This is a genomic window from Nocardioides zeae (assembly GCF_010686755.1).
Lineage (GTDB): Bacteria > Actinomycetota > Actinomycetes > Propionibacteriales > Nocardioidaceae > Nocardioides > Nocardioides zeae.
This window is the reverse complement of record NZ_JAAGXA010000001.1, coordinates 51,418-78,075: the sequence shown is the minus strand read 5'-3', so window position 1 is coordinate 78,075 and position 26,658 is coordinate 51,418. Positions and strand designations below refer to the sequence as shown.

At 72.1% G+C, this 26,658-nt stretch carries 32 protein-coding genes; 5 read left to right on the top strand and 27 right to left on the bottom strand.

The annotated features are described in order from the left end of the window. Window positions 1-103 precede the first annotated feature (103 nt). The 3 genes from nucS to G3T38_RS00405 are packed head-to-tail and all read left to right on the top strand — an operon-like array spanning window position 104 to window position 1,543. A complete protein-coding gene (gene nucS, locus G3T38_RS00415) occupies window positions 104-778 on the top strand; it encodes an endonuclease NucS (protein WP_163770110.1) in 675 nt (224 codons plus the stop codon). A 10-nt stretch (window positions 779-788) separates the two neighbouring features. Further along, window positions 789-1,208, top strand: a complete 420-nt coding sequence (locus tag G3T38_RS00410) for a WapI family immunity protein (RefSeq protein WP_163770109.1) — start codon at window positions 789-791, stop codon at window positions 1,206-1,208. Further along, a complete protein-coding gene (locus G3T38_RS00405; RefSeq protein ID WP_163770108.1) occupies window positions 1,208-1,543 on the top strand; it encodes a DUF952 domain-containing protein in 336 nt (111 codons plus the stop codon). Before G3T38_RS00410 ends, G3T38_RS00405 begins: the two co-directional genes overlap by 1 nt. On the opposite strand, the gene G3T38_RS00400 is transcribed toward G3T38_RS00405, so the two are convergent. The 5 genes from G3T38_RS00400 to G3T38_RS00380 all read right to left on the bottom strand — a co-directional run bounded on the left by G3T38_RS00400 (window position 1,518) and on the right by G3T38_RS00380 (window position 5,862). Next, window positions 1,518-2,435, bottom strand: a complete 918-nt coding sequence (locus tag G3T38_RS00400; protein WP_163770107.1) for an FAD-dependent oxidoreductase — start codon at window positions 2,433-2,435, stop codon at window positions 1,518-1,520. The two genes, G3T38_RS00405 and G3T38_RS00400, sit on opposite strands and share 26 nt — an antisense overlap. A 34-nt stretch (window positions 2,436-2,469) precedes the next feature. After that, window positions 2,470-2,994, bottom strand: coding sequence for a ferritin (locus G3T38_RS00395; RefSeq protein WP_163770106.1), 525 nt, complete (start codon window positions 2,992-2,994; stop codon window positions 2,470-2,472). Window positions 2,995-3,097: 103 nt separating this feature from the next. Continuing rightward, window positions 3,098-3,289, bottom strand: coding sequence for a hypothetical protein (locus G3T38_RS00390; RefSeq protein WP_163770105.1), 192 nt, complete (start codon window positions 3,287-3,289; stop codon window positions 3,098-3,100). Window positions 3,290-3,335: 46 nt separating this feature from the next. Next, a complete protein-coding gene (locus G3T38_RS00385) occupies window positions 3,336-5,399 on the bottom strand; it encodes a protein meaA (RefSeq protein WP_163770104.1) in 2,064 nt (687 codons plus the stop codon). A gap of 100 nt (window positions 5,400-5,499) precedes the next feature. Beyond that, window positions 5,500-5,862 carry an STAS domain-containing protein gene (locus G3T38_RS00380; protein WP_241728336.1) on the bottom strand — a complete coding sequence of 121 codons (363 nt, stop codon included), beginning with the start codon at window positions 5,860-5,862 and terminating at the stop codon, window positions 5,500-5,502. A 199-nt stretch (window positions 5,863-6,061) separates the two neighbouring features. On the opposite strand from G3T38_RS00380, the gene G3T38_RS00375 reads away from it, so the two are divergent. Then, a complete protein-coding gene (locus G3T38_RS00375; RefSeq protein ID WP_163770103.1) occupies window positions 6,062-6,637 on the top strand; it encodes a cob(I)yrinic acid a,c-diamide adenosyltransferase in 576 nt (191 codons plus the stop codon). Between the two features lie 5 nt (window positions 6,638-6,642). On the opposite strand, the gene G3T38_RS00370 is transcribed toward G3T38_RS00375, so the two are convergent. Next, entirely contained in the window at window positions 6,643-6,831 is a 189-nt protein-coding gene (locus G3T38_RS00370; protein WP_163770102.1) for a hypothetical protein, read from the bottom strand. Window positions 6,832-6,893: 62 nt separating this feature from the next. Further along, window positions 6,894-7,205 (bottom strand): Rdx family protein, encoded by a 312-nt coding sequence (locus tag G3T38_RS21260; protein WP_338037366.1) that lies wholly within the window; start codon window positions 7,203-7,205, stop codon window positions 6,894-6,896. A 42-nt stretch (window positions 7,206-7,247) separates the two neighbouring features. Between G3T38_RS21260 and G3T38_RS21255 the strand changes: the two genes are divergently transcribed. Further along, window positions 7,248-7,973: a hypothetical protein gene (locus G3T38_RS21255; RefSeq protein ID WP_163770101.1), complete on the top strand. Its 726-nt coding sequence runs from the start codon at window positions 7,248-7,250 to the stop codon at window positions 7,971-7,973. A gap of 145 nt (window positions 7,974-8,118) precedes the next feature. Here G3T38_RS21255 and G3T38_RS00355 read toward each other — a convergent pair whose 3' ends face one another. From G3T38_RS00355 to G3T38_RS00260, 20 genes are all read right to left on the bottom strand, one after another. After that, window positions 8,119-8,559 carry a DUF2550 domain-containing protein gene (locus tag G3T38_RS00355; RefSeq protein ID WP_163770099.1) on the bottom strand — a complete coding sequence of 147 codons (441 nt, stop codon included), beginning with the start codon at window positions 8,557-8,559 and terminating at the stop codon, window positions 8,119-8,121. 133 nt (window positions 8,560-8,692) lie between these two features. Then, window positions 8,693-9,085: a F0F1 ATP synthase subunit epsilon gene (locus G3T38_RS00350; protein ID WP_163770097.1), complete on the bottom strand. Its 393-nt coding sequence runs from the start codon at window positions 9,083-9,085 to the stop codon at window positions 8,693-8,695. 2 nt (window positions 9,086-9,087) lie between these two features. Further along, window positions 9,088-10,545 carry a F0F1 ATP synthase subunit beta gene (gene atpD, locus G3T38_RS00345; protein WP_163770094.1) on the bottom strand — a complete coding sequence of 486 codons (1,458 nt, stop codon included), beginning with the start codon at window positions 10,543-10,545 and terminating at the stop codon, window positions 9,088-9,090. A gap of 5 nt (window positions 10,546-10,550) precedes the next feature. Beyond that, window positions 10,551-11,477 carry a F0F1 ATP synthase subunit gamma gene (locus G3T38_RS00340; protein WP_163770092.1) on the bottom strand — a complete coding sequence of 309 codons (927 nt, stop codon included), beginning with the start codon at window positions 11,475-11,477 and terminating at the stop codon, window positions 10,551-10,553. A gap of 3 nt (window positions 11,478-11,480) precedes the next feature. Further along, the gene (gene atpA / locus G3T38_RS00335) at window positions 11,481-13,121 is read right to left on the bottom strand and encodes a F0F1 ATP synthase subunit alpha (protein ID WP_163770090.1); all 1,641 of its coding nucleotides are present in this window, start codon (window positions 13,119-13,121) and stop codon (window positions 11,481-11,483) included. Window positions 13,122-13,186: 65 nt separating this feature from the next. After that, complete coding sequence (locus tag G3T38_RS00330; RefSeq protein WP_163770088.1) at window positions 13,187-13,993, bottom strand: F0F1 ATP synthase subunit delta; 807 nt, start codon at window positions 13,991-13,993, stop codon at window positions 13,187-13,189. After that, window positions 13,993-14,532: a F0F1 ATP synthase subunit B gene (locus G3T38_RS00325; protein WP_163770086.1), complete on the bottom strand. Its 540-nt coding sequence runs from the start codon at window positions 14,530-14,532 to the stop codon at window positions 13,993-13,995. The genes G3T38_RS00330 and G3T38_RS00325 overlap by 1 nt, the downstream gene beginning before the upstream one ends. A gap of 35 nt (window positions 14,533-14,567) precedes the next feature. Continuing rightward, entirely contained in the window at window positions 14,568-14,771 is a 204-nt protein-coding gene (gene atpE / locus G3T38_RS00320; protein ID WP_043641909.1) for an ATP synthase F0 subunit C, read from the bottom strand. Between the two features lie 70 nt (window positions 14,772-14,841). After that, window positions 14,842-15,633, bottom strand: a complete 792-nt coding sequence (gene atpB, locus G3T38_RS00315; protein ID WP_241728335.1) for a F0F1 ATP synthase subunit A — start codon at window positions 15,631-15,633, stop codon at window positions 14,842-14,844. A gap of 76 nt (window positions 15,634-15,709) precedes the next feature. Further along, window positions 15,710-15,916 carry an AtpZ/AtpI family protein gene (locus tag G3T38_RS00310; RefSeq protein ID WP_163770084.1) on the bottom strand — a complete coding sequence of 69 codons (207 nt, stop codon included), beginning with the start codon at window positions 15,914-15,916 and terminating at the stop codon, window positions 15,710-15,712. Between the two features lie 87 nt (window positions 15,917-16,003). Continuing rightward, a complete protein-coding gene (locus G3T38_RS00305) occupies window positions 16,004-16,477 on the bottom strand; it encodes a hypothetical protein (RefSeq protein ID WP_163770082.1) in 474 nt (157 codons plus the stop codon). Between the two features lie 81 nt (window positions 16,478-16,558). Next, complete coding sequence (locus G3T38_RS00300) at window positions 16,559-17,749, bottom strand: MraY family glycosyltransferase (RefSeq protein WP_163770079.1); 1,191 nt, start codon at window positions 17,747-17,749, stop codon at window positions 16,559-16,561. Between the two features lie 9 nt (window positions 17,750-17,758). Beyond that, complete coding sequence (locus G3T38_RS00295; protein WP_338037365.1) at window positions 17,759-18,520, bottom strand: L-threonylcarbamoyladenylate synthase; 762 nt, start codon at window positions 18,518-18,520, stop codon at window positions 17,759-17,761. 5 nt (window positions 18,521-18,525) lie between these two features. Continuing rightward, window positions 18,526-19,407, bottom strand: coding sequence for a peptide chain release factor N(5)-glutamine methyltransferase (prmC, locus tag G3T38_RS00290; protein ID WP_420846745.1), 882 nt, complete (start codon window positions 19,405-19,407; stop codon window positions 18,526-18,528). Then, window positions 19,404-20,489, bottom strand: a complete 1,086-nt coding sequence (gene prfA, locus G3T38_RS00285; protein WP_163770075.1) for a peptide chain release factor 1 — start codon at window positions 20,487-20,489, stop codon at window positions 19,404-19,406. The genes prmC and prfA overlap by 4 nt, the downstream gene beginning before the upstream one ends. Window positions 20,490-20,588: 99 nt before the next feature. Continuing rightward, window positions 20,589-20,813, bottom strand: coding sequence for a 50S ribosomal protein L31 (rpmE, locus tag G3T38_RS00280; RefSeq protein ID WP_163770073.1), 225 nt, complete (start codon window positions 20,811-20,813; stop codon window positions 20,589-20,591). A gap of 155 nt (window positions 20,814-20,968) precedes the next feature. Next, window positions 20,969-22,990 (bottom strand): transcription termination factor Rho, encoded by a 2,022-nt coding sequence (rho, locus tag G3T38_RS00275; protein WP_163770071.1) that lies wholly within the window; start codon window positions 22,988-22,990, stop codon window positions 20,969-20,971. Between the two features lie 226 nt (window positions 22,991-23,216). Beyond that, window positions 23,217-24,224, bottom strand: a complete 1,008-nt coding sequence (gene thrB / locus G3T38_RS00270; RefSeq protein WP_338037364.1) for a homoserine kinase — start codon at window positions 24,222-24,224, stop codon at window positions 23,217-23,219. Between the two features lies 1 nt (window position 24,225). Beyond that, window positions 24,226-25,305 (bottom strand): threonine synthase, encoded by a 1,080-nt coding sequence (gene thrC, locus G3T38_RS00265; RefSeq protein ID WP_163770069.1) that lies wholly within the window; start codon window positions 25,303-25,305, stop codon window positions 24,226-24,228. Continuing rightward, window positions 25,302-26,606: a homoserine dehydrogenase gene (locus G3T38_RS00260; RefSeq protein ID WP_163770066.1), complete on the bottom strand. Its 1,305-nt coding sequence runs from the start codon at window positions 26,604-26,606 to the stop codon at window positions 25,302-25,304. Before G3T38_RS00260 ends, thrC begins: the two co-directional genes overlap by 4 nt. Between the last annotated feature and the right edge of the window lie 52 nt (window positions 26,607-26,658).

Below are 26,658 nucleotides of genomic sequence, written 5' to 3'. Positions count from 1 at the left end.
GGTAAGTGCCCGACCGGACGATCCGAGCGATCGATCGGGTAGGTCGGCGCGGCCGGGCGGGCGGGTGGGGCCCCGCCCCCGCCGACCGGTAGATTGCCTCGGCGTGAGACTCGTCGTAGCGCGCTGCCAGGTCGACTACGCGGGCCGCCTCACCGCCCACCTGCCGATGGCCACCCGCGTCATCATGGTGAAGGCGGACGGCTCGGTCCTCGTGCACTCCGACGGAGGCTCCTACAAGCCGCTCAACTGGATGAGCCCGCCGTGCACCCTGCGCGAGGGCACCACCGAGGACGGCGCCGTCGAGTGGACCGTCACGAGCAAGACCGACGACACGCTACGCATCCTCATCGAGGAGATCCACGCCGACACGCGCCACGACCTCGGCGTCGACCCCGGCCTGCAGAAGGACGGCGTCGAGAAGCACCTCCAGGAGCTCCTCGCCGAGCACCCCGGCACGCTGTCGGCCGGCCTCACCCTCGTGCGCCGCGAGTTCCCCACCGCCATCGGTCCGGTCGACCTCATGTGCCGCGACGCCGCCGGCGCCGCGGTGGCCGTCGAGATCAAGCGGCGCGGCGAGATCGACGGCGTCGAGCAGCTGACGCGCTACCTGGAGCTGCTCAACCGCGACCCCGCCCTGCGCCCCGTGCGCGGGATCTTCGCCGCGCAGGAGATCAAGCCCCAGGCCCGCGTGCTCGCCACCGACCGCGGCATCACGTGCGCCGTCGTGGACTACGACGCGCTGCGGGGCATGGACGACGCCGAGGACCGGCTGTTCTAGGGGGCGCAGCGTGAGCCTGCAGCTGCACGACGCCTCGGGGCGGGGCCTCGCCCTCACGGTGCTGCGCTACGAGCTCCCCGAGCTCGACCCGTCCCTGCCCGCGAACGACTGGGACACCAACCGGCTCGTCGTCGACGCCGTGCTCACGGGCGCCGACGGGAGCCATCGCGCCGTCGACCCCTGCCTGCTCACCTCGGAGGCCCGGGCGCTGGCGGACTGGCTGCACGCGGTCGCCGACGGCCGCGGTACGGCGGGCATCGGCTTCGTCGAGCCGCTGCTGTCGTTCCGCCTCGGCCGGCAGGCCGGGGGCACCGCCCAGCTCGGGGTGCGGCTCGGCGACGTGGTCGCGGACCTCGTCGTACCCTCGCGACCACTGCACGCCGCCGCCGACGCGTGGGCGGCCCACCTCGAGGACTTCCCGGAGCGCTGATGCTGATCCACCACGTCGCCACCGCCGCCGACTGGGCGTCCGCCCAGGCCACGGGTGCCTACGACACCTCGACCCGCGGGCGCACCCTCGCCGAGGAGGGCTTCCTCCACGCGGCGCGGCCGGAGCAGGTCGCCGGGGTGCTGGAGCGCTACTACGCCGACGTGACCGAGCCGCTCGTGCTGCTCACCGTCGACACCGACCTCCTCGACGAGCTCGGCGTGCCGTGGCGCGAGGACCCCGTCGGGGACGACACCTTCCCCCACGTGTACGCCGCGCTCCCGCCCCCCGCGGTCGTCGCGGTGGAACCGGTCAGGCCGGGCCCACCAGCCGGGTGACCTCCTCGGCGCACCCCCAGGCCAGGGTGACGCCCGCGCCGCCGTGGCCGTAGCAGTGCACGACGTCGCCCTGCCGCTCCACGCGCACCGCGGCCCGGAGCGGACGCAGCCCCACCTTGTGCCGCAGCACCGTCGCGCCGCGCAGCGCAGGCACGAGCACGGACGCGCGCTCGAGGATGTCGCGCGCCGCCTCCGGCGACGGCGTGCGGCTCCACTCCCCCTCGACGGCCGTGCCGCCCACGACGATCTCGTGCTCCCGCGGCAGCACGTACGTCGGGTGCTCACCGCCCTCGTCCAGCCACCAGCGGTCGAGGCCCACCTGCTCGACCACGACGACCTGCCCGCGGATGGGCACCACGGTGCGGTCGCCCGCCAGCAGGCGCGAGCCGATCCCGGAGCAGTTCACCACCACGTCGGCGTGCGTCGGGAGGGCCGAGAGGTTCATCCGGGTGATCGTGCCGCCGAGCTCCTCGACCCGTCGCGCGAGCCACCGCAGGTGCACCGGCATGTCGAGCACCGGGGTCCGGAAGGTCCATCCGTCGACGTACCCCGGCGGCAGCGCCGTCTCCCGCGCGATCGCCGGGCCGCCGTCGGCCCACCACGGGTCGGGCGTGCGGGAGCGGTGCACCTCGGTGCCCTCGCGCATCCGCACGCCGGCATCGGGATCGGTGTCGCTGAGGGCGTCGAGCACCGCGTACGACGTGCGCCCCCAGTCCCCGACGCGCGCGCGGGGGAAGGCGAGGTACGGGTACCAGATGGCCCCGGCGACCACCGACGTCGTCTCGAGCGGCAGGTCGCGCGCGACCACGTCGACGCGGTGGCCCGCCTCGAGCAGGCGAACGGCCGCCGTCAGGCCGACGACCCCGGCGCCCACCACGATGACGCGGCTCACCGGCGGGCTCCTCCTGCTCCCCCGGGTCCCGGGCTCAGGCGCCCGCGACGGGCGGGGCGGTCGGGTCGCTACCGGCGCCACCCTGCTCGCGGGCGACGTACTCCTCGATGTCGTTGACGTCGTCCTTGCTGCGCGTGACGACCGTCAGCAGGTCGCTCATCGTGGCGATCTCCTCGACCTGCTCCTTGATGAACCACTGCATGAACTGCTCGGAGGCGTAGTCGGACTCCTCGCGCGCGATCCGCAGCAGGCCGTTGATCTGCTCGGTGACCTTCTTCTCCTGCGCGAGCGCCAGCGCGACGGGCGCGACGACGTCGTCGAACGACGAGATCGGGGCCTCGACGCCGGGGATCGTCACCGCGGCGTCGGTGTCGAGGAGGTACTTCACCATCATCAGCGCGTGCTCCCGCTCCTCGAGGGCCTGGCCGTAGAAGAAGGCGGCCATCTGCGGCATCGTCAGCGCGTCGTAGTGGACCGCGCACGCGAGGTACTGGTTGTGGGCAGCGAGCTCGTTGCCGATCTGGACGTTGAGCTGCTCGGCGAAACGGGCTGCGGGCATGAGGGCGTCTCCTGGTCGATCTCGACGGTACGCCGTCGCGGAGCGGCGGCAACGCCGATCCTGCCAGAGCCGCGGCGTCGCGGCACCCCAGGAGAGGCTGGGCTCAGGCGGCCCTCTGCAGCTTCTTCTTGCTGACCTTCTTGCCGTCGACGCGCACGAGGTGCCGGTGCTTGACGGTGTAGCCGTCCGGCAGCGTCCCCTCCTTGAGCATGCGGAGGGGGCAGCGGCTGCACTTCGACTTCGACTCGCAGCACTTCAGCTTGGGAAGCTTCTTCTTCCCCTTGGACTTGCCCACGGCCTGGATGCTACGCGAGACCCGCTCGGATGAGCGAAGCCTTGCCTCAGTCGAGACCGTTGGCAGCGCGGATGACGTCGACGATCCCGCCCATGATCTCGGTGAGCCCGAAGTCCTTGGGCGTGTAGACGGCGGCGACGCCGAGCTCCTGCAGGCGCTTGCCGTCGGAGTCGGGGATGATGCCGCCCACGATCACCGGGATGTCGCCGGCACCGGCGGCCCGGAGGCCGTCGAGCACGTCGGGCACGAGCTCCATGTGGGAGCCCGACAGGATCGACAGCCCCACGCAGTGCACGTCCTCGGCGACCGCGGCCGCCACGATCTGCTCCGGGGTGAGCCGGATGCCCTGGTAGATCACCTCGAAGCCGGCGTCACGCGCACGCACGGCGACCTGCTCGGCCCCGTTGGAGTGACCGTCGAGCCCGGGCTTGCCGACGAGCAGCCGCAGACGACCGCCCAGCTCCTCACCGGTGGCCGCGACCTTCTCGCGGACGCTCGTGAGCTCGGCACCGGCCTCGGCCACGCCGACGGCGCCCGCGACACCGGTCGGGGCGCGGAACTCGCCGAACACCTCGCGGAGGGTCGCGGCCCACTCGCCCGTGGTCGCCCCCGCCCGCGCGGCCGCCAGGGTCGCGTGCATGAGGTTCGCGTCGCCCTTGGCGTCCTCGGCGAGCTTCTCCAGCGCTGCCGTCACCGCGGCCTCGTCCCGCTCCGCCTTCCACGCCTCGACCGAGGCGATGGCCGATCGCTCGGCCTCGGGGTCGGCGGTCTGGATGGCGCCGTCGAGGTCGGCCGTGAGCGGCGAGGACTCCGTGGTCGTGAACTTGTTGACGCCGACGATGACCTCGTCGCCGGACTCGATGCGACCGCGCCGCGCGGCGTGGGACGACACCAGGGCCTGCTTCATGTAGCCCGACTCGACGGCGGCGATCGCGCCCCCCATGGCCTGCACCCGGTCGATCTCGGCCTTCGCGCCCTCGACGAGCTCGGCGACCTTCGCCTCGATGACGTGGCTGCCGTCGAAGATGTCGGCGTACTCCAGCAGGTCGGACTCGTAGGCCAGCACCTGCTGCAGGCGCAGCGACCACTGCTGGTCCCACGGCCGGGGCAGCCCCAGCGCCTCGTTCCACGCCGGCAGCTGCACGGCCCGCGCACGGGCGTCCTTGCTGAGCGTCACGGCGAGCATCTCGAGCACGATGCGCTGCACGTTGTTCTCGGGCTGCGACTCCGTGAGCCCGAGGCTGTTGACCTGCACCCCGTAGCGGAAGCGGCGCATCTTCGGGTCGGCGACGCCGTACCGCTCCGCCGTGATCTCGTCCCAGAGGCGCACGAAGGCGCGCATCTTGCACATCTCCTCGACGAACCGGACCCCGGCGTTGACGAAGAACGAGATGCGGCCGACGACCTTCTCGAAGTCCTCCTCGCTGACCTGGCCGGCGGCCTTCACCGCGTCGAGCACGGCGATCGCGGTGCACAGCGAGTAGGCCAGCTCCTGCGTCGGCGTCGCACCGGCCTCCTGCAGGTGGTAGCTGCAGATGTTGATCGGGTTCCACTTCGGGATCTGGTGGACCGTGTAGGCGATCATGTCGCTGATCAGGCGCAGGGAGTGCTCCGGCGGGAACACGTAGGTCCCCCGCGACAGGTACTCCTTGATGATGTCGTTCTGCGTCGTGCCGGCGAGCTGCTGGGCGACCTCGGCGGGGTCGAGCCCGGGGTTCTGCTCCTCGGCCGTGACCTGGTACATCGCCAGGAGCCACATGGCCGTGGCGTTGATCGTCATCGACGTGTTCATCGACGTCAGCGGGATCCCGTCGAAGAGCTTGCGCATCTCCCCCAGGTGCGGGACCGGCACGCCGACCTTGCCGACCTCGCCGCGCGCGAGCGGGCTCGTGGGGTCGTAGCCGGTCTGGGTCGGCAGGTCGAAGGCGACCGACAGCCCGGTCTGCCCCTTCTCCAGGTTCGAGCGGTAGAGCGCGTTGGACGCCTCGGCGGTGGAGTGACCCGCGTAGGTCCGCATCACCCACGGCCGGTCCTTCGCCGGCCGCTCGGGCACGGCGGCAGGGGTCGGCGCGGCGGCGGCGTCGACGGCGCCGTTCGAGGAGTCGCTCATGGTCGCAGAGTATGTCGCGAGCGACCGATCGGTAACCACCTCCCGTGGGGCATGGATCACCTCCCCGTCCGGTCAGTTACCCCCGGGTCGGGCACCGGCGTCAGGCAGGGACGGCGAGCCGCTCCACCTCGAGCAGCCGGGCGAGGTGCGACAGGTGCATGAGCCGCAGGACGACGGGGCGGGGCGACGCCAGCACGAGGTGACGACCCTCGTGGTGGGCACGCCGGCTGGCCGCGGCCAGCACCCGCAGGGCCGTGAGGTCGACGTTGGCGACACCCGCCAGGTCGACGACGACCCGCGCGTGGGTGGCCATCGCGTCGTGGAGGACCGGTCGCACCTGGGACGTGCTGCGGGCATCGAAGTCCCCCACCAGCTCCAGGCGCGGACCGTCCATGACGATCTGCAGGCGGTTCCCCGCACTCGTGCGCCGTCCGATCGTGCCGATCGTGCCGGTGTCAGCCATGTCGATGCCTCGTTCCCCGGTCTGCCCGGATCGCGTTCCCACAAGCACAGACGTCCCGAGAGGCGGATCGGTTGCACCGGACCGCTGGAGCGACATGGTGTGACGTGTTCCACACTGTACGCCGCGGCGCACCTCCCCGGCCGTAGCCGCGGCGCGGCGCGCCCTCGGCGCGGGCGGCGGGATGACCTACGGTCGTGCCATGGTCAACCTGACGCGCATCTACACCCGCACCGGAGACGCCGGACGCACCCGGCTCGGCGACATGAGCGAGACCAGCAAGACCGACGCGCGTCTCGAGGCCTACGCGGTCGTCGACGAGGCGAACGCCCACATCGGCGTCGCGCTGGCGACCGGCGGGCTCGACGACGACGTGGTCGCGGTGCTGACCCACGTGCAGAACGACCTCTTCGACGTCGGCGCGGACTTCTGCACGCCCGTGGTCGAGGAGCCCGAGTTCCCGCCGCTGCGGATCGAGCCGGACTACGTCGAGCGGCTCGAGGGCTGGTGCGACCAGTACAACGAGGACCTGCCCAAGCTCCGCTCGTTCATCCTCAACGGCGGCACTCCCGCGGCCGCCCACCTGCACGTCGCGCGCACCGTCGTGCGCCGCGCCGAGCGCGCCGCCTGGGCGGCCTGGGACGGGTACGCCGACTCGATGAACGTCGTCGCCATCACGTACCTCAACCGGCTCTCCGACCTGCTCTTCATCCTGGCCCGGCACGCGAACCGCGTGAACGGCGACGTGCTGTGGGTGCCGGGCGGCGAGCGCGGCTGACGGCATCACGCCCGTTCCCCCGAACGCCGCTTCCAGAGCGCCTCGGCGACGTCTACCAGGCCGACCAGCACGAGGACGACACCGAGCGGCCGGCCGTCGAACCATCCCAGCTCGGCGTCGGGGAACCCCAGGGCGAGCACGGCACCGGCCGTGAGGAGCAGGATGCCGACGGCGATCTGGACGGGAGTGGTCATGGCTCGAGCCTCGCCCGGCCGGGCCGTCGGCGGGAGCGACCATGGTCGCGTCGCGGGCGACTTCAGTCGCCGCGCACCCGGTCCGTCCGGTCCGCCCGGTCCGCATGGCCGAGGTCGCGCCCCGGCGCCGCCAGGTCCCGCACCCGTCGCTTCAGCTCGGTGATCTCGGGGAACCCGCCGTCGGTCTTGCGGTTCCACACCCCGTGGCGGTGCCCGTCGACCAGCACGTCGACGCGGAACACCCCGCCCGTCGCCGGGGCCAGGGCGACCTCGTCGAGGTCGCCCTCGAAGGTCTGCAACAGCTCGCCGGCGTACCACGTCGCGCGCAGCAGCCAGCGACACTGCGTGCAGTAGGTGATCCGGACCGACGCCACGCCCGCGATCCTCCCAGACGGCCGGGGCCTAGGGTCGGGGGCATGGAGAGCCCCCAGGACGAGCGCCCGCACCGCATCCCGGACGCCGAGGGGCAGGAGCTCTTCCAGGCGCTGCAGCGAGCGCTGGCCTCGGGCCGGCCGCTGGACCTGCTCGTCAGCGTCGGCTCCCTCCTCGACAGCATCGACGACCGCAACGCCGACCCCACGCGGGCGCTCGGCCCGAGCCTCGCCGACCTGGTGCTGTCCTTTCTCGACACGCCGTACGTCGAGACCACCGCCGCGCTGCTCGTCCTGCGCGAGCTCCACCCGGCCCTCCCCCATGCCGACCGCGTCGATGCCGAGGTGGCCCGTCGTGCCGACGCCGTCCCCGCCTGGCTGCGCGACCTCGCTGGCACCCGTGCCGCGGACAGCACCTGGACCATCACCGAGGTGGGCGGCGACGCGGTCGACCACCTCGCCGGGGTGCGCCTGCCGGACGGCACGGCCCTCGCGACGGCCGTGATCGTGGACCGCGCCAGCGGCGACCACGTGCTCGACGCCGTGGTGCTGCCCCTGGCGGTCGACGACGTCGTCGGCCAGGCCCGCTCCCAGGCGGGCGACGCCATCGACGTGGCGCCGCTCGAGCCCGGTGCGTGGGTCAGGTCCGTGACGCGCGCGATCGACGGAGGGGCGGCGCAGGAGACCCAGGTCGTCACGGCCACGTGGCCGCTCTGCCGCCCGGTCGTCGAGTGGGTGCTGCGCCTCAACGCCCCCACGCTCGACGCCTGACGCGCCCCGGCCCGCGTCCCGGCCCGTGTAACGCGGTGTCCGGGCTACTGAACACGTGGTCGACCACCGCACCAGTAGCCCGGACACCGCGTTACACGGCGAGGGGCGGGCGGCGGCGCCAGCAGGGGTAGGGCGACGGACGGCGTCAGATGTGCTCGGCCGTGCCCGGGGGTGCGGCCTCGATCCACGCCTGCAGGCCCATGAGGGACGACGGGGCGAGCGCGAGCTCGACGGGACCGTCCGGCGTGCGGCACTGCACCACGAGGTGGTCGGCGTAGAGCGTCGCGCACTCGGGGCCTGTCGGGACGCGACGCCCGACGTACTCCAGCTCGGAGCGGCGCCACAGGCGCTTCGGCCGCGGGGAGACGGAGAAGATCCGGAACCACTCCAGCGTGTCGCCCTGGTAGCGGCCCAGACCGAGCACCCACCCGCGGCCCGGACGGTCCTCGCGGAGGCGCACGCTGAGCTCGAAGGTGGCCCCGTGCCGGGAGACGGCGCGCCGACGCACGACGAGCGCGAGGCCGTAGAGCACGACCAGGGCGACGAGGACAGCGACACCGTCGAGCAGCCACTGCCACAGCGGCATGCGATCTCCTCCTCGACGGGTCGACCCGCCGCGCGGGAGCGGGACGGGGAAAGACTACTGCCCGGCCCCGCCAACAGAAGCGGGGGCCGGGCAGCAGCTCACGGCGTCGTACGACGCGGGACGAGCGAGCCTCTCAGGAGGCCGCCTCGACCGCGCGGATGCGGGCCTCGGCCGTGCGGAGGACGTCGAGCGCCTCCGTGTCGTCCTCGCCCGCCGCCTTGGCACGCTCCACGTCGGCGCGCGCCTTCTCGACATCGATCTCGTGGGACAGCTCGGCGTACTCGGAGAGCACGGACACGCGGTCGTCCGCCACCGACAGGAACCCGTCGGAGACGGCCGCGATCCAGGTCTCGCCCTCGGTCGACTGGATGTCGACCACACCGTGCGACAGCGCGGAGAGCAGCGGTGCGTGACCCGGCAGGATGCCGACGTCACCCGCGACCGTGCGGGCGATGACGCGGACGGCGTCGCCCGACCACACCACGCGCTCGGCGCTGACCAGCTCGACGTGCAGGGAACCGGCCATGGTCAGAGGCTCTTCTGGATCTCGGCCCACTTGGCCTCGACGTCGTCGAGGCCACCGCACATGAAGAACGCCTGCTCGGCGACGTGGTCGTACTCGCCCTCGGCGATCTTGTTGAACGCCTCGATGGTGTCGGCGATGGTGACCGTCGAGCCCTCGATGCCCGTGAACTGCTTCGCCACGTAGGTGTTCTGCGAGAGGAAGCGCTGGATGCGACGCGCGCGGTGCACGACGACCTTGTCCTCCTCGGAGAGCTCGTCCACACCGAGGATCGCGATGATGTCCTGCAGCTCCTTGTTGCGCTGGAGGATCTGCTTCACGCGGATGGCGCAGTCGTAGTGCTCCTTGCCGATGTACTGCGGGTCGAGGATACGCGAGGTCGACGTGAGCGGGTCCACGGCCGGGTAGATACCCAGCGACGCGATGTCGCGCGACAGCTCCGTGGTGGCGTCGAGGTGGGCGAAGGTCGTCGCCGGCGCCGGGTCGGTGTAGTCGTCGGCGGGCACGTAGATCGCCTGCATCGAGGTGATCGAGTGACCACGCGTCGACGTGATCCGCTCCTGGAGCTGACCCATCTCGTCGGCCAGGTTGGGCTGGTAGCCCACCGCGGAGGGCATGCGGCCGAGCAGCGTCGACACCTCGGAACCGGCCTGCGTGAACCGGAAGATGTTGTCGATGAACAGCAGCACGTCCTGCTTCTGGACGTCGCGGAAGTACTCCGCCATCGTCAGCGCGGAGAGCGCGACGCGCAGCCGGGTGCCCGGCGGCTCGTCCATCTGGCCGAAGACGAGCGCGGTCTGCCCGAAGACACCCGCCTCCTCCATCTCGACCATCAGGTCGTTGCCCTCGCGGGTGCGCTCACCCACGCCGGCGAACACCGACACACCACCGTGGTTGCGGGCAACACGCGCGATCATCTCCTGGATGAGCACGGTCTTGCCCACGCCGGCGCCGCCGAACAGGCCGATCTTGCCGCCGGTCACGTAGGGCGTCAGCAGGTCGATGACCTTGATGCCCGTCTCGAACATCTGGGTCTTCGACTCCAGCTGGTCGAACGCGGGCGCCTTGCGGTGGATGCCCCAGCGCTCGTTGATCTCGAGGGTCTCGCCCTCGGGCAGGTTCATGCAGTCGCCGGTGGTGTTGAACACCTTGCCGAGCGTCACGTCGCCGACGGGCACGGTGATGGACTCACCGGTGTCGACGACCTGCAGACCGCGGACGAGGCCGTCCGTGGGCTTCATCGAGATGGCACGCACCATGCCGTCGCCGATGTGCATGGCGACCTCGAGGGTGATCGTGGTCGACTCGCCGCCGAGGTCGAACGTGACCTTGAGGGCGTTGTAGATGCCCGGCATGGCGTCGGACGGGAACTCGATGTCCACGACCGGGCCGATGACACGGGCGATACGACCGACGGAACCAGCGGCCCCGCCGACCTGGGTCTCTTCAACAGTGGCAGTCATTGTCTTCACTCACTCCCGGCCTGGGCGTCGGCGAGCGCGTTGACGCCACCGACGATCTCGCTGATTTCCTGGGTGATGCCAGCCTGGCGGGCCTGGTTGGCGATCCGCTTGTACTTCTTGATCAGTTCGTCCGCGTTGTCCGTCGCCGACTTCATCGCCTTCTGGCGAGCGGCCAGCTCGGAGGCGGCCGCCTGCAGCAGGGCGAAGAAGATGCGGCTCTGCACGTACTTCGGGAGCAGCGCGTCGAGCACCTCGGTGCCGGACGGCTCGAACTCGTACAGCGGGAGCAGCTCGTCCTTCTCGGGCGCCTCGGTGCCCTCGACGACCTCCAGGGGCAGCAGGCGGATGGCCTGCGGCTCCTGCACCAGCATCGACTTGAAGCGCGTGAAGACCACGTGCACCTCGTCGACACCCGCGATGTCGTCGACGACCTCGCCCGTCTCCGTCAGGAACGCCGAGATCAACGCCTGCCCGATGGCGCGGGCGTCGTCGTACGACGGCTGGTCGGAGTAGCCCGTCCACGCCCGAGCGATCGGGCGCTGGCGGAACTTGAAGTACGCCTCGCCCTTGCGGCCGCTGATGAACGCGTCCACCTTCTTGCCCTCGCCCTGCAGACGCTCGATGAGGCGCTCGGCCTCCTTGAGGACGCTGGAGGAGTAGGCACCGGCCAGACCACGGTCGCTCGTGACGATGAGGACCGCGGCCCGGGTCGGGTTCTCCGGCTCCGTCGTCAGCGGGTGCTCGACGTTCGAGAACGTCGCCACCGCCGAGACAGCGCGGGTGAGCTCGCGGGCGTACGGCGCGGCGGCCTGCGCCCGCTGCTGCGCCTTGATGATGCGGGACGCAGCGATGAGCTCCATGGCGCGCGTGATCTTCTTCATCGACTCGGTCGATCGGATCCGCGCGCGGTACTCACGCAGCGAAACGGCCATGGGTCAGCCCCGCTTCTGCTTGACGATCTGCTCCTGGCCGAGCTCGTCGTCCTCGAGCGCCTCGTGCGACTCCTTGCCGGCCTTGATCGACTGGCCGTCGGAGGTCTCGAACTGGTCGAGGAACGACTCGTAGGCGTCGTTCAGCGACGACTCGGTCGAGTCCTCGAACTTGAGGCTCTCGCGGATGCCGGCGAGGACGCCGTCGTGCGAGCGGCGCAGGTAGTCCAGGAACTCCTGCTCGAAGCGGAGGACGTCGTCCGTGGGGACCTTGTCCAGGCGACCCGACGTGCCCAGCCACAGCGAGACGGTCATCTCGTCGATGGGGTACGGCGAGTACTGCGGCTGCTTGAGCAGGGCCATGAGGCGCTGACCGCGGTCGAGCTGCTGACGCGACGCGGCGTCGAGGTCGGACGCGAACATCGCGAAGGCCTCCATGGCGCGGAACTGCGCCAGGTCGACCTTGAGCGAGCCGGTGACGGCCTTCATCGCCTTCGTCATCGCCGCACCACCCACGCGGGAGACCGACACACCGACGTCGATCGCCGGGCGCTGGTTGGCCGCGAAGAGGTCGGACTGCAGGAAGATCTGCCCGTCGGTGATGGAGATGACGTTGGTCGGGATGAACGCCGAGACGTCGTTGGCCTTCGTCTCGATGATCGGGAGACCCGTCATCGAGCCGGCGCCCAGCTCGTCGCTCAGCTTCGCGCAACGCTCGAGGAGCCGGCTGTGCAGGTAGAAGACGTCACCCGGGTAGGCCTCGCGACCCGGCGGGCGGCGCAGCAGGAGCGACACGGCCCGGTAGGCCTCGGCCTGCTTGGTCAGGTCGTCGAAGACGATGAGGACGTGCTTGCCCTCGTACATCCAGTGCTGGCCGATGGCGGAGCCCGTGTAGGGCGCCAGGTACTTGAAGCCCGCCGAGTCGGACGCCGGGGCGGCGACGATCGTCGTGTACTCCAGCGCGCCGGCCTCCTCGAGGGCACCACGCACGGAGGCGATGGTCGAGCCCTTCTGGCCGATCGCCACGTAGATGCAGCGGACCTGCTTGGACGGGTCGCCCGAGGCCCAGTTCTGCTTCTGGTTGATGATCGTGTCGATCGCGATCGTCGTCTTGCCGGTCGCGCGGTCACCGATGATCAGCTGGCGCTGGCCGCGGCCGATCGGCGTCATGGCGTCGATCGCCTTGATGCCGGTCGAGAGCGGCTCGTGCACCGACTTGCGCTGGACGACCGTGGGCGCCTGCAGCTCGAGCGCGCGGCGGCCGGTCGTCTCGATGTCGCCGAGACCGTCGATGGCCTTGCCGAGCGGGTCGACGACGCGACCCAGGTAGCCGTCACCGACGGGCACGGAGAGGACCTCGCCCGTGCGCTTGACGGCCTGGCCCTCCTCGATCTTGTCGAAGTCACCGAGGACCACGACGCCGATCTCGCGGGCGTCGAGGTTGAGCGCGAGGCCCAGCGTGCCGTCCTCGAACTCGAGGAGCTCGTTGGCCATGGCGGACGGCAGACCCGACACGCGGGCGATGCCGTCGGCCGCCTCGGCGACGAAGCCGACCTCTTCACGGCTGGCGGTCTCGGGCGTGTAGTCCGACACGAAACGCTGGAGCGCGTCGCGGATCTCGTCCGGACGGATCGAAAGCTCCGTCATCACTCTTCCTTCTGGTTCTCGGCCCGGGTGGTGGGGGCTCGGGGCGGCTGGGTTCGGGGCCGGGGTCAGCCGGCGAGGCGGCGGCGTGCGGTGTCGAGACGGCCGGCGACCGTGCCGTCGATGACGTCGTCGCCGATCTCGACGAGGACACCTCCGACGACCGACCTGTCGACCACGACGTTGAGGTGCACCGGACGGCCGTACTGTCGCGACAGTACGTCGACCAGTCGAGCGCGGTCGCCGTCGGCGAGGGGCTTGGCGACGGTGACCGTCGCGACCCGCTCCCCGTTGACGTCGGCCGCCACGTGCTCGTACGTCGCCAGCGCGACCGCGACCGTGCGGTAGGTGCCGGCCAGGGCCTGGTGCACCAGCGCGACCGTCGCGGGCAACGCCTTGCCGGCGAGCAGGCTGTCGACGAGGCGGGCCTTGTCGGCGACCGAGCGGGCCGGGTCCGACAGCGCGTCGCGGAGCGAGGGCTCGCCCTTGACGACCTGGCCGAACTCGAACAGCTCGTTCTCCAGACGAGGACCGGCGTCCCCCGCCGAACGGACGACCGCGATCTCGCCGAGACGCTCGATGGCGTCGGCGAGGTCGCGGGACACCGTCCACCGGTGGCCGACGGCCGCGTCGACGAGCGACACGGCTGCCTCGCTGGCCTTGCCGCCGAGGATCTGCCGGAGCAGGCCCCGCTTCGCCTCGGCGGGCACCGACACGTCCGTGACGACCCGGCGCAGGGCCGGCTCGCCGCGGAGGATGCCGGCGACCGCGAAGAGGTCGCTGCCGACACGGGCGAGGTCGCTCTCGGCGACGGCCCGCAGCTCGACGGTCAGCGCCGCGAGCGCGTCGGCCGACGTGCCACGGAAGTCCGCCATCAGTTGACCCCGCCGGCGGACTCGAGGTCGGCGAGGAAGCGCTCGACGACGCGGCTCTGGCGAGCCTCGTCCTCCAGGCTCTCCCCGACGATGCGACCGGCGAGACCGGTCGCCAGGGTGCCGACCTCGGCACGGAGCGAGGTGACCGCCTGCTGGCGCTCGGCCTCGATCTGCGCCTTGCCCGCCTCGACGATGCGGGCGGACTCGGCCTGGGCCTGCTCCCGCATCTCGGCGACGATGGTCGCGCCCTGCTCGCGGGCCTCCTCGCGGATGCGCGCCGCCTCGTGGCGGGCGTCCGCGAGCTGCTGCTCGAGCTCGGCGAGCTTGGCGTCGGCCTCGGCCTGCTTCGTCTCGGCCGCGGCCAGGCCGCCCTCGATCGCCGCGGTGCGCTCGGCGAACGTCGCCTCGAAGTTCGGGTAGACGAACTTCTTGACCAGGACGTAGAGCAGGGCGAAGACGACGACGCCGAGGACCAGCTCAGGGATGTGCGGGATGAGCGGGTTCGGCTCTTCGCCCTCTGCCGCGAGGAGGTAGTTCATGGGCCTGTCCTTAGCTGAGTGCCGTTCGGGTTACGTCAGAGGACGAACGCGAGGGCGATACCGATGATGGCGAGCGCCTCGGCGAGGGCGAAGCCCAGGATGGCGATGGTCTGCAGGCGGCTCTGGGCCTCCGGCTGACGGGCGACGCCGTTGATGTAGGCGGCGAAGATCAGACCGATACCGATACCCGGGCCGATGGCAGCCAGGCCGTAACCGATCATGTTGAGGTTGCCGTCCACGGCGATTTCCTTTCGGTTGGTTTCCCCGCGGTGGGTGCGGAGAACTGCGGTGCGGGAGTGCTGGGTGGGATCAGTGCTCGTCGGCGAGGGCGCCGGCGATGTACATCGCGTTGAGCAGGGTGAAGACGTACGCCTGGAGGAACTGGATCAGCAGCTCCAGGAAGAAGATGGCCGTGAAGAGGACCCAGGCGAGGATGCCCACCGGCACGTAGCCGAGCACGCCGCTCTGGAAGATCAGCCAGTACCCGCCCATCGCGAAGAGGATGAGCAGCAGGTGGCCGGCGAACATGTTGCAGAACAGACGCAGCGCCAGCGTGACCGGGCGGACCACGATGTTGGAGAAGAACTCGAGCGGAACGATGAGCAGCAGGATCGGCCCCGTCACGCCGCTCGGCATGCACTGCAGCTTCAGGTAGCCGCCGAGGCCGTGCTTCTTGATGCCGACCCCGTTGTAGACCAGCCAGCTGATGAGAGCGAGACCGTAGACGAGTCCAGCCCGGGAGAACGTCGGGAACTGGAAGAACGGAATGGCTGCGGCCCAGTTGTTGAAGAGCAGCAGGAAGAACATCGACACCAGGTAGGGCACGAACTTCTGGAAGTCGTGGCTGCCGATGATGTCGCGGCCCAGCGAGTTGCGGACGAAGCCGTAGCCGGCCTCACCGACGTACTGGAGCTTGCCGGGGACGAGGGCCCGCTTGCGCGACGCGAAGTAGAGGAACGCGAAGGCCAGCACGGCGAAGAGGACGATCTGCACCATCGGCTTGGTGACGATGGTGCCCTCGCCGAAGATCGGCGGCAGGTCGAAGCTGGAGGGACCCGGGATGTACGGGTCCTCCGTCGCGGCCAGAACGTTGACGCTCAACGCGTGTGCTCCTTCGTGAGGTCGGCCATCAGGTCCGGGTGGTCGATCGCAGCGGTCCGGCTCGGACCGCCCGCGTTCAGGTCGTCGGTTTGTCGGTGGGGGCCTCGGGGGAAGCCCGGTTGTAGCGCGCGAACGTCATGTAGATGCCGAGACCCGCGCCGAGGAGGATGCCGATCGCGACCAGGAAGGTCGTGCCCAGCCACCGATCGGCGAGCCACCCCAGCAGCCCGTACATCAGCACACCCGAGGTCATGTAGCTGAACGACCGCCAGGGGTCGGCCATCGGCCCGTCGGGGGTTGTCCTCGAGGGTTCCGAGGGAGGCTCGTGCGGTGTCATCGCGCCCCGGACGATAGCAGGCAGGAGGGGTCATCACGCACCTGCCCTCTCCGACGGGACGACCGCTCGGTCGGGCAGGTCGTAGAGCGGGATGCGGGCTCGCACGGTGACCGCCACGTGGGCCACGGTCCAGGCGAGGGCCGCGACCACCACGGCTCCGGCGAGCCACCGAGCGCTCAGGAGCGAGTCGGTGAGTCCGGACTCCCCCACCGCGAGCAGCGCGACGAGCACCAGCAGCACGTTCAGCGCGTAGGTCATCAGGCTGACCAGGAACACGGGAGCGCCCGCCGCGGAGGCGACCACGTCCACGACGAGAGCGCTGGAGGTGAGAACGACGAGGAGGAGCACTCCCCCGACCAACGCCCCGAGGGCCGCGGGCGCACCTCCGACGACGGCGCCCACCAGCATCAGCGCGAGCACGGCGAGGGCCACCGGGACGGTCGTCCGCAGCACGAGGCGTGCGGCACCGCGGGGGCGCTGCGTGCCGGCGGCGGGGGCGGTCGTCATCGGGGCGGCCGTTCTCGTCGGGGGTGAGGAGATAATGCGGAAAGCGCGGTCAGACAGCGGCCCGAGCGCTCGTGAAAGTTATCACAAGCCCTCCGGAGCGCCCTCCTCGGGGGGCGTCGCCAGCTCCTCCGGAGGCGCGGCGAGCGCGACCTCGTCGACCGGTTCCGCCGACCGCACGAGCAGCGTCACCGCGAGGGTCGCCACGAAGCCGACGGCGAGCACGGCCGCCACGAGCGCCCCGGAGTAGAGGCTCATCGTCACGGTCCCGAAGCCGACCAGCGCTGCCCACATCCACATGACGAGCACGGCCCGCCGGTGGGAGTGGCCGATCTCCAGCAGCCGGTGGTGGAGGTGCTGCTTGTCGGCCTCGAAGGGCGAGACGCGCTTCTTGGCCCGGCGCAGGACGGCGAGCACCAGGTCGGTGAGCGGGATGATGAGGATCGCCACCGGCAGGAGCACGGGGAGCAGGACGGGCAGCAGGCTCGCCGTACCGCCGTCCGCGCCCGCGGTGAGCTCGGTCGCGGGGAACTGGCCCGTCAACGTGATGGCGCTCGCCGACAGCATGAGCCCGATGAGCATCGACCCGCTGTCCCCCATGAACAGCCGCGCCGGGTGGAAGTTGTGGCCGAGGAACCCGAGGCACGCGCCTGCGAGGAGGGCGCTCAGCAGGGCGCCGGTGTTGGCCAGCGTCGCCCCGTTGACGTTGGCGAGCTGGTAGCAGAACCAGAAGAACGCGAGCGCTCCGATGCCGACCACGCCGGCGGCCAGCCCGTCGAGCCCGTCGACGAAGTTCACGGCGTTGACCGTGACCACGACGATCACGACCGTGAGGAGGGCGCCCTGCAGCTCGTCCATCACGAAGATGCCGCCGCCCGGCAGGGGGACCGAGTAGAACTGCACGTTGTTCAGCACCAGCCCCGAGGCGACGAGCACCTGCGCGCCCGCCTTCATCGGGGGCGAGATCTCCCACAGGTCGTCGGCGATCCCCACGAGGCAGATGACCGCGCCGGCGAGCACCACGACGCCCGCGTCGCGGAACATCGACTCCGAGCCCCGGTAGGACAGGAACGGCAGCTGGCGGGCCACGGCGTACGCCGCGACGATGCCCACGAGCATCGCCATCCCGCCGAAGTACGGGATCGGCGTGACGTGCACGTCCCGCCCCCGCACCTTCGCGACCGCCCCCCAGCGCAGCGCGAGCTCACGGGCCACCACCGTGGCCAGGTAGGTGACCGCGGCGGCGACCAGGACGACGAGGAGGTACTCCCGCACGCGCGCCCCTCAGCCGTTGTCGACGAGCGTGGCGCCCTGGGGCTCGAGCACGGCGTTGAGGTCCTCGAGGCTGAGCGCGCCGCGGCGCAGGACCCGGCCCTGCGGGCCGGTCGCGTCGACGATGGTGCTGGCGCTCCCGCCCGGCGACGTGCCGCCGTCGACGACCACCTCGACCGCGTCGCCGAGCATGCCGTCGGCCTGCTGGGCGGTGGTCGCCGCGGGACGCCCCGTCAGGTTCGCCGAGCTCACGGCCAGCGGGCCGGTGCGCTCGAGGATCTCGCGCGCCAGCTCGTGGTCGGGCATCCGCAGCGCGACGGTGCCCCGCGTGTCGCCGAGGTCCCACTGCAGCGACGCCTGCTGGTGGAACACGATGGTCAGGGGGCCGGGCCAGAAGGCGTCCATGAGGGCACGCGCCCAGCCCGGGACCTCCCGCGCGAGCGCGTCGGCCGTCACGGCCGAGCTGATGAGCACCGGCGGCGGCATGTCGCGACCGCGACCCTTGGCGGCGAGCAGCTTCGCCACCGCCGTCGGGTCGAACGCGTCGGCACCCACGCCGTACACCGTGTCGGTGGGGAGCACGACCACCGCACCGCGGCGTACGGCGAGGGTGGCGGCCTCGACGGCCGACTCGCGCTCCTCGGGGGTGCCCGTCGGTAGCACCCGACCCGATGTGGGCGCCTTCTCCAGGCTGGGCCCGGCTGCCGACCCGGGCGTCTCGGGTGCCTCGAGCGTCTCGGGCGTGCGGTCCTCGGGGGTCTGCGGCTCGCTCACGGGGCTCATCGTGCCAGCCTCGCCGTCGTGTACCGCGCACGACCTGCCAGGTCGCGGTGGTCGCGCACGTCGCTCCAACGACCGTCCGCGACCGCCACCGCCGGTGCGCTCTCCCCCTGCTCGTCGGCGTGCTCGAAGCCGAGGTGCCCCCCGGGGCGGAGCAGCGCTGCCGCGCGACGCACCAGGGAGCGGATCGCGTCGAGCCCGTCGTCGCCGGAGAAGAGAGCCAGGTGGGGGTCGTGGTCCCGGGCCTCCGGGGCGACGGACTCCCAGGCCTCGAGCGGGATGTAGGGCGGGTTGCTCACCACGACGTCCACCGTGCCGTCGAGGTCGGTGAACGCGTCCGCGAGGTCGCCCTGGCGGAGGTCGACGCCGGTGCCGGCCAGGTTGCGCTGCGCCCACGTGAACGCGTCGGGGTCGAGCTCGACCGCGTGGACGCGCGCGTGGGGCACCTCGTCGGCGAGCGCCCGTGCGATCGCGCCGGAGCCGGTGCACAGGTCGACGACGACGGGGTGCTCCCCCGCCTCCCGGACCCGGTCGACGGCCCAGCCGGCGAGGAGCTCCGTCTCGGGGCGCGGCACGAACACCCCGGGGCCGACCGCCAGCTCCACGTGCCGGAACGCGGCCGCGCCCGTCAGGTGCTGGAGCGGCTCGCGCGCGGCCCGGCGGGCCACCAGCCCGTCCAGCACCGCGACCTGGGGTGCCTCCAGGGAGCGCACGAGGGCGAGGTTGCCGAGCCGCACGTCGAGGACGTGCGCGAGCAGCAGCTCGACGTCCCGCTCCGGGCTGGCCACGCCGGCCCCGGCCAGCACGGCGCTCGCCCGCCGCCGGACGGCCGCGAGGGGCTCCGCCGCACCGGCTGCCGAGCCGGTCACCGAGCCGGTCACCGGACCGGCCCCACCTCGACCGACGCGAGCCGCGCCTCGAGGTCGGCGTCGACGGCGGACGCGACGACGGGGCCGAGGTCGCCGTCGAGCACGGCGTCGAGGTTGTAGGCCTTGTAGCCCGTGCGGTGGTCGGAGATCCGGTTCTCCGGGTAGTTGTAGGTGCGGATCCGCTCGGAGCGGTCCACCGTGCGCACCTGCGACCGCCGGGCGTCGCTGGCCTCCGCGGCCGCCGCCTCCTGCGCCGCCGCGAGGAGCCGCGCGCGGAGGATGCGCAGCGCCTGCTCCTTGTTCTGCAGCTGGCTCTTCTCGTTCTGGCAGCTCACCACGATGCCCGAGGGCACGTGGGTGATCCGCACGGCCGAGTCCGTCGTGTTGACGCTCTGCCCGCCGGGACCCGAGCTGCGGAAGACGTCGATCCGCAGGTCGTTCTCGTCGATGCTGACGTCGACCTGCTCGGCCTCGGGCAGCACCAGCACGCCGGCGGCGCTCGTGTGCACGCGGCCCTGCGACTCCGTCACCGGCACCCGCTGCACCCGGTGCACCCCGCCCTCGAACTTGAGGAGCGCGTACGGCGCCGTCCCCGGCTCCGGCGTGCCCTTCGCCTTCACCGCGACGGTGACGGACTTGTAGCCCCCGAGGTCGGACGGGGTCGCGTCGAGCACCTCGGTGGTCCAGCCCTGGCGCTCGGCGTACCGGGCGTACATGCGGAGCAGGTCCCCGGCGAACAACGCCGACTCCTCACCGCCCTCCCCCGACTTCAGCTCGAGCAGGGCGTCCTTGCCGTCCGCGGGGTCGCGCGGCACCAGCAGCCGTCGCAGTCGCTCGGCGGCCTCCTCGCGGCGTACGGCGAGGTCCTCGGCCTCCGCGGCGAAGGCCGCATCGTCCGCGCTCAGCTCACGGGCGGCCCCGAGGTCGTCCCCCAGGTCCTGCCACTCGCGCCAGGTGCGGACGACGGCGCTGACCTCGGCGTACCGCTGGTTGACGCGCTTGGCCGCCGCCTGGTCGGCGTGCAGCGACGGGTCGGCCAGGGTGCGCTCGAGCTCGGCCTGCTCGGCGGCCAGGGCCTCGACGGCCTCGAACACGGGGGCTCCTCGATCGGGTTCAGGGGCGGGAAATGCACAGCGCCGGCTGGCTCCCTCGACATGGAGGCCGAGAGGAGCCAGCCGGCGCTGAGACGGGCCTCAGTTCTTCTTGGCCGCGCCAGCCTTCGCGTAGCGCGCCTCGAAGCGGGCCACGCGGCCGCCGGTGTCGAGGATCTTCTGCTTGCCCGTGTAGAACGGGTGGCACTGCGAGCACACGTCGGCGTGGATCGAGCCGGACGTCGCGGTGCTGCGGGTCTCGAACTTCGCGCCACAGGTGCAGGTGACCTGGGTGACGACGTAGTCGGGGTGGATGTCCTTCTGCATGATGTGTCCTCTTCTCCTCGGCCGCCGGGTCGTCCTCCCCCGGTGGGAGGCCGTGAACCGGAGCCAGCGATGGATTGTGCCACCGGGATCAACACGGAGACCAATCCGTGTGTTCCCCCGGGGGCGCTGCGTCCTCGACCGCCCGCAGGCGGGGGTCAGTGACCGTTCTCGCCGGCGCCCGGCATCGTCTTCTGCACCTGCATGAGGAACTCGATGTTGCTCTGCGACTTCTTGAGCCGCTCGAGCAGGAGCTCCAGCGCCTGCTGGCCGTCGAGGCCGGACAGCAGCCGGCGCACCTTCCAGATGATCGCGAGCTCGTCCTTGCCGAGGAGCAGCTCCTCGCGACGGGTGCCCGACTGGACGGCGTCGATGGCCGGGAAGATCCGCTTCTCCGCGAACTCGCGGCGCAGCCGGATCTCCATGTTGCCGGTGCCCTTGAACTCCTCGAAGATCACCTCGTCCATCTTCGAGCCGGACTCGATGAGCGCCGTGGCGAGGATGGTGAGCGAGCCACCGTTCTCGATGTTGCGGGCCGCACCGAAGAACTTCTTCGGCGGGTAGAGCGCGGCCGAGTCGACACCACCGGAGAGGATGCGTCCGCTCGGCGGGGCGGCAAGGTTGTAGGCGCGGCCCAGGCGGGTGATGCCGTCGAGGAGCACGACGACGTCGTGGCCCAGCTCGACGAGACGCTTCGCCCGCTCGATCGCCAGCTCCGCGACCGTCGTGTGGTCGCCGGCCGGGCGGTCGAACGTCGAGGAGATGACCTCGCCCTTGACGGAGCGCTCGAAGTCGGTGACCTCCTCGGGACGCTCGTCGACGAGCACGACCATGAGGTGGCACTCGGGGTTGTTGCGCGTGATCGAGTTGGCGATCGACTGCATCACCATCGTCTTGCCGGCCTTCGCCGGGGAGACGATGAGGCCGCGCTGGCCCTTGCCGATCGGCGCCGCGATGTCGATGACGCGACCGATGAGGTTGTGCTGGTCGGTCTCGAGGCGCAGGCGCTCCGAGGCGTAGAGCGGCGTCAGCTTGGCGAACTCCGGCCGGTTGCGGGCCTTCTCCGGGTCGTCGCCGTTGACCGAGTCCACCCGCACCATCGGGTTGAACTTCTCCTTGCGCTCGCCCTCACGCGGCTGGCGCACCTGGCCGACGATGGCGTCGCCACGGCGCAGGCCCATCTTCCGCACCATGGGGAGCGACAGGTAGACGTCCTCGGGCGCCGGCAGGTAGCCGCTCGTGCGGACGAACGCGTAGCTGTCGAGGACGTCGAGGATGCCCGCCGCAGGCACCAGGACGTCGTCCTCGAGGATCGTGGTGTCCGGCTCGCGCCCACCCCGGCCGCCGCGGTCGCGATTGTTGCCGCCCCCGCCGCCGTCGCGGTCGCGGCCCCGGCGACGCCGGCTGCGGCGACCGCCCTCGTCGTCGCGGTTGGACTGCGGACCCTGGTTGCCGCCGCGGTCCTGGTTGCCGCCGCGGTCCTGGTTGCGGTTGCCCTGGTTGCGGTCCTGGTTCCCGCCCTGGTTGCGGTCCTGGTTGCGGTTGCCCTGGTTCCCGCCCTGATTTCCACCCTGGTTTCCACCCTGACGGTCCTGGTTGCGGTCCTGGTTGCGGTCCTGGCCGTCGCGGTTGCCCTGGCCGTCGCGGTTGCCGCGGCCCTCGCGCTGGTCGCCGCGCTGGTCGCGCTGGGCGTCGCCCTGCGCGCGGCCGGCGTCGTCGGGGGCACCGGAGCCCTCGCCCGCGTCCGGCTGCTGACGCTCGCGGCGGCGCGCGGGGCGCTCGGCGGCCGGCGCGGACTCGGTCGACGCCGGTGCGGCGGCGGGGGCGTCGGGTGCGGCGGCGGGGGCGTCGGCCTCCGCCTTGCGCGCACGCCGGGCGCGGGCGGGACGCTCGGCGGCCGCGTCAGCCGGGGCGCTCTGCTCGGGCGCAGCGGCCGACGACGCGGCGGACGAGGCAGTCGTGCGGGCGCGACGCGCCGGCGCCGTGCCGGACGACGACGCACCGCCGCTGGACTGGGCCGCCTTGATCGCGTCGACGAGCTGGGCCTTCTTCATGCCGCTCGCACCGGCGATCCCCAGGCCGCCCGCCATCGACTTCAGGTCGGCGAGCAGCAGGGAGTTGAGCCCGCCGCGCTTCTTCGGGGTCTGCTCGGCTGCGGCGGAATCGATCGTCTCAGTCACGTGAGGTCCTTCCCACGTTTGTGCGCTGGGCGGAGAACGCGCGGTCCGCACCGCCAGCTGGGGTCATGGCCTCCACGCCGCAGGGCCGACCCGTCACGGCTCGCGAGCGAGCCAGACGGGCAGGAGTGGTTCCGCGTCGGGGACGTGGAGGAGGTTGCACCGTCCGGGGTGGTCCCGGTGGGCGCCGCGCCGCACGATCGGAGCAGACCGATCGATGACGCGCTGGTTACCGTACCACCACACCACGCGGATCGACCGCGAGGTGGTGGGCGCGCCATCCCTCAGGGCAGCGCGCGAGGAGCGCCTCGGCGCTCGTGAGAGCGCGCCGCGCGTCCGCGGGCGACTCGACGTGGTCGTCGGGATCGGCGTCGCCGACGAACGCGAGCACCGTCGGCCCGGCACCGGAGATGACCGCCGCGACACCGTCCGCACGGAGGGACCTCACCAGCTCGGCGCTGCGCGGCATGGCGGAGGCGCGGTAGTCCTGGTGGAGGTAGTCGCGGGTGGCGGCCGGCAGCAGCTCCGGACGCTGCGCGAGCGCCAGCACGAGCAGCGCCACCCGGGCCGCGTTCGCGGCGGCGTCGGCGTGGGGCACCGTCGCGGGCAGCAGGCTGCGGGCGACCTCGGTCGACACCGGCTCGTCGGGCACGAACACCACGGCGGAGACGCCGGCGGCGACCGGCGAGGGCACCGCGAAGAACGTGCCGCCCTCCGAGCCCGACACCGTGAACCCGCCGAAGACCGCGGGAGCCACGTTGTCGGGGTGGCCCTCGAGCCGGGCGGCGAGGGTGAAGAGGTCGGTGTCGTCGAGCCGCTGGGCGCCGTCGGCCACGAGGGCGCGGGCCAGCGCCAGGCCGCCGACGATCGCGGCCGAGGAGGAGCCCAGTCCGCGGCTGTGGGGCAGCACGTTCTCGCACCGCAGCCGCAGGCTGGGCTGCGCGAGACCCATCTGCTCGAACGCGCAGCGCATGGCGCGCACGACGAGGTGGGACTCGTCGAGGGGCACGTCCCCGGCTCCCTCCCCGACGACTTCGACCTCGACCCGCGCGGGCGTACCGTCGGCGGGCGCGATCACCTCGCCGGTGAGCACGTCACGCAGGGCGAGCGCCAGGCCGAGGGTGTCGTAGCCGGGCCCGAGGTTCGCCGAGGTCGCCGGCACGGAGACCGACACCGGCCCCTGCACGAAGGCGGCACCCGGGTCCGTGCGGTCCAGCGGGGCGTCGAGTGCCCCCACGTCAGGCGAGCCCGGCCGCGCGCGCCACGTCGGCGACGTCGGCGTCGACGACGGAGTCGACCACGTCGCCCAGTCCCTCGAGCGCCGTGACCGTGTCCTTGAGCCCGTGGCCCGTGACCGTCACCGCGACGGTGAGGCCGGCGTAGGACTCCCCCCGGTCGAGGTCGTCCAGCAGGCCGGCCACGCCGGTCGCGGAGGCGGGCTCCACGAAGACGCCGTCACGCCGCGCGAGCTCACGCTGGGCGCTGAGGATCTGGTCGTCGGTCACGGCGCGGAACCGGCCGCCCGACTCCTCGGCCGCGGCGACGGCCAGCTTCCACGACGCCGGGTTGCCGATGCGGATCGCGGTGGCCTTCGTCTCCGGGTCGGCCACCGGGGCACCGTTGACGAGCGGGGCCGCACCGGCGGCCTGGAAGCCGCGCATGACCGGGCGCCGCGTGGCGTGGCCGGCCGCGGCGTACTGGGTGTAGCCGAGCCAGTACGCCGAGATGTTGCCCGCGTTGCCGACCGGCAGCACGTGCACGTCGGGCGCGTCACCGAGGAAGTCGACGATCTCGAAGGCGGCCGTCTTCTGCCCCTCGAGCCGCGCCGGGTTCACCGAGTTCACCAGCGCCACCGGGTAGGACTCCGCGAGCTGGCGCGCGAGCGTCAGGCAGTCGTCGAAGTTGCCGCGCACCATCAGCACCTGCGCGCCGTGCATGATCGCCTGCGCCATCTTGCCGGCCGCGATCTTGCCCTCGGGCACGAGCACCAGCGGGGTGAGACCGCAGTTGGCGGCGTAGGCCGCCATCGACGCCGAGGTGTTGCCGGTGGAGGCGCACACCACGGCACGCGCCCCCTCGTGCTTCGCCACCGAGATGGCCGCCGTCATGCCGCGGTCCTTGAAGGAGCCGGTGGGGTTGTTGCCCTCGACCTTGAGCCACACCTCGGCCCCGGTCAGGCCCGACAGCCAACCGGAGCGCACCAGGGGGGTCCCGCCCTCGCGCAGGGTCACCGCGGGCACCCCCGCGGGCAGGTCGAGCAGCTCGCGGTACTCGTCGATCACTCCGCGCCACTGCGGACGCGCCGTCGTCGTGCTCATTCCGTCTCCCCCTCCACGCGCATCACCGAGGTGACCTCGCGGACGATGTCCATCTGCTGCAGGTGTGCCACCGTGGCGGCGAGCTGGGCGTCCGTCGCGCGGTGCGACACGACGACGAGCTGCGCATCGGCCCCCCGACCCTCCTGGCGGACGGTCTGGATCGAGACGCCGTGCTCGGCGAAGGCCGTCGCGACGAGCGCGAGCACGCCCGCGCGGTCCTCGACGTCGATCGCGACGTGGTAGCGCGTCAGGGTCTCCCCCATCGGGAGGACCGGCCGGGCCGTGTACGCCGACTCCCCCGCCCCCCGGGTGCCCGCGCGGTGGTGCCGCGCGATCGTGACGAGGTCACCCAGGACGGCCGACGCGGTCGGCGCCCCTCCGGCGCCCGGGCCGTAGAACATGAGGCGTCCGGCGGCCCTCGACTCGACGAAGACCGCGTTGTAGGCCTCGCGGACCGACGCCAGCGGATGGCTGCGCGGGATCATCGCCGGGTGCACCCGGGCCGAGACCGCCTGCCCGTCCGGGCCGTCGCGCAGCTCGCAGATGGCGAGCAGCTTGACGACGGCGCCCATGTCGGCGGCCGAGCGCACGTCCGCTGCCGTCACGTCGCTGATGCCCTCACGGTGCACGTCGGCGGCGGTGACCCGCGTGTGGAACGCCAGCGACGCCAGGATCGCGGCCTTCGCCGCGGCGTCGAAGCCCTCGACGTCCGCGGTGGGGTCGGCCTCGGCGTACCCGAGCTCCTGCGCCTCCCCGAGCGCGTCGGCGAAGCCGGCGCCGGAGCTGTCCATCTTGTCGAGGATGTAGTTGGTCGTGCCGTTGACGATGCCGAGGACCCGGGTGACGGTGTCGCCGACGAGCGACTCGCGCAGGGGACGGATGATCGGGATGGCTCCCGCGACGGCCGCCTCGTAGTAGAGGTCGCGGCCCGCCTTCTCGGCGGCCTCGAAGAGCGTCGCGCCGTCCTCGGCGAGCAGCGCCTTGTTGGCGGTCACCACCGAGGCGCCGCTCTCGAGCGCCGCCAGGATGAGGGAGCGCGCCGGCTCGATCCCGCCGATGACCTCGACCACCAGGTCGACGCCGCTCGTGACGAGCGCCGTGGCGTCGGTGGTGAGCAGGTGGGCGGGGACCTCGACGTCACGCGGCGCGTCGAGGCGCCGCACCGCGACGCCGGCCAGCTCGAGCGGAACACCGGCGCGCATCGCCAGGTCGTCGGCCTGCTCGGTCAGCAGGCGCACGACCTGCGAGCCGACCGACCCGCAACCGAGCACGGCGACGCGGAGGGCGTCCTTGGTCTGCATGGTTCTCAACCTTTCCACCGCCGGCCGGACGGCCTGCGGCGCCGGGGAGGGT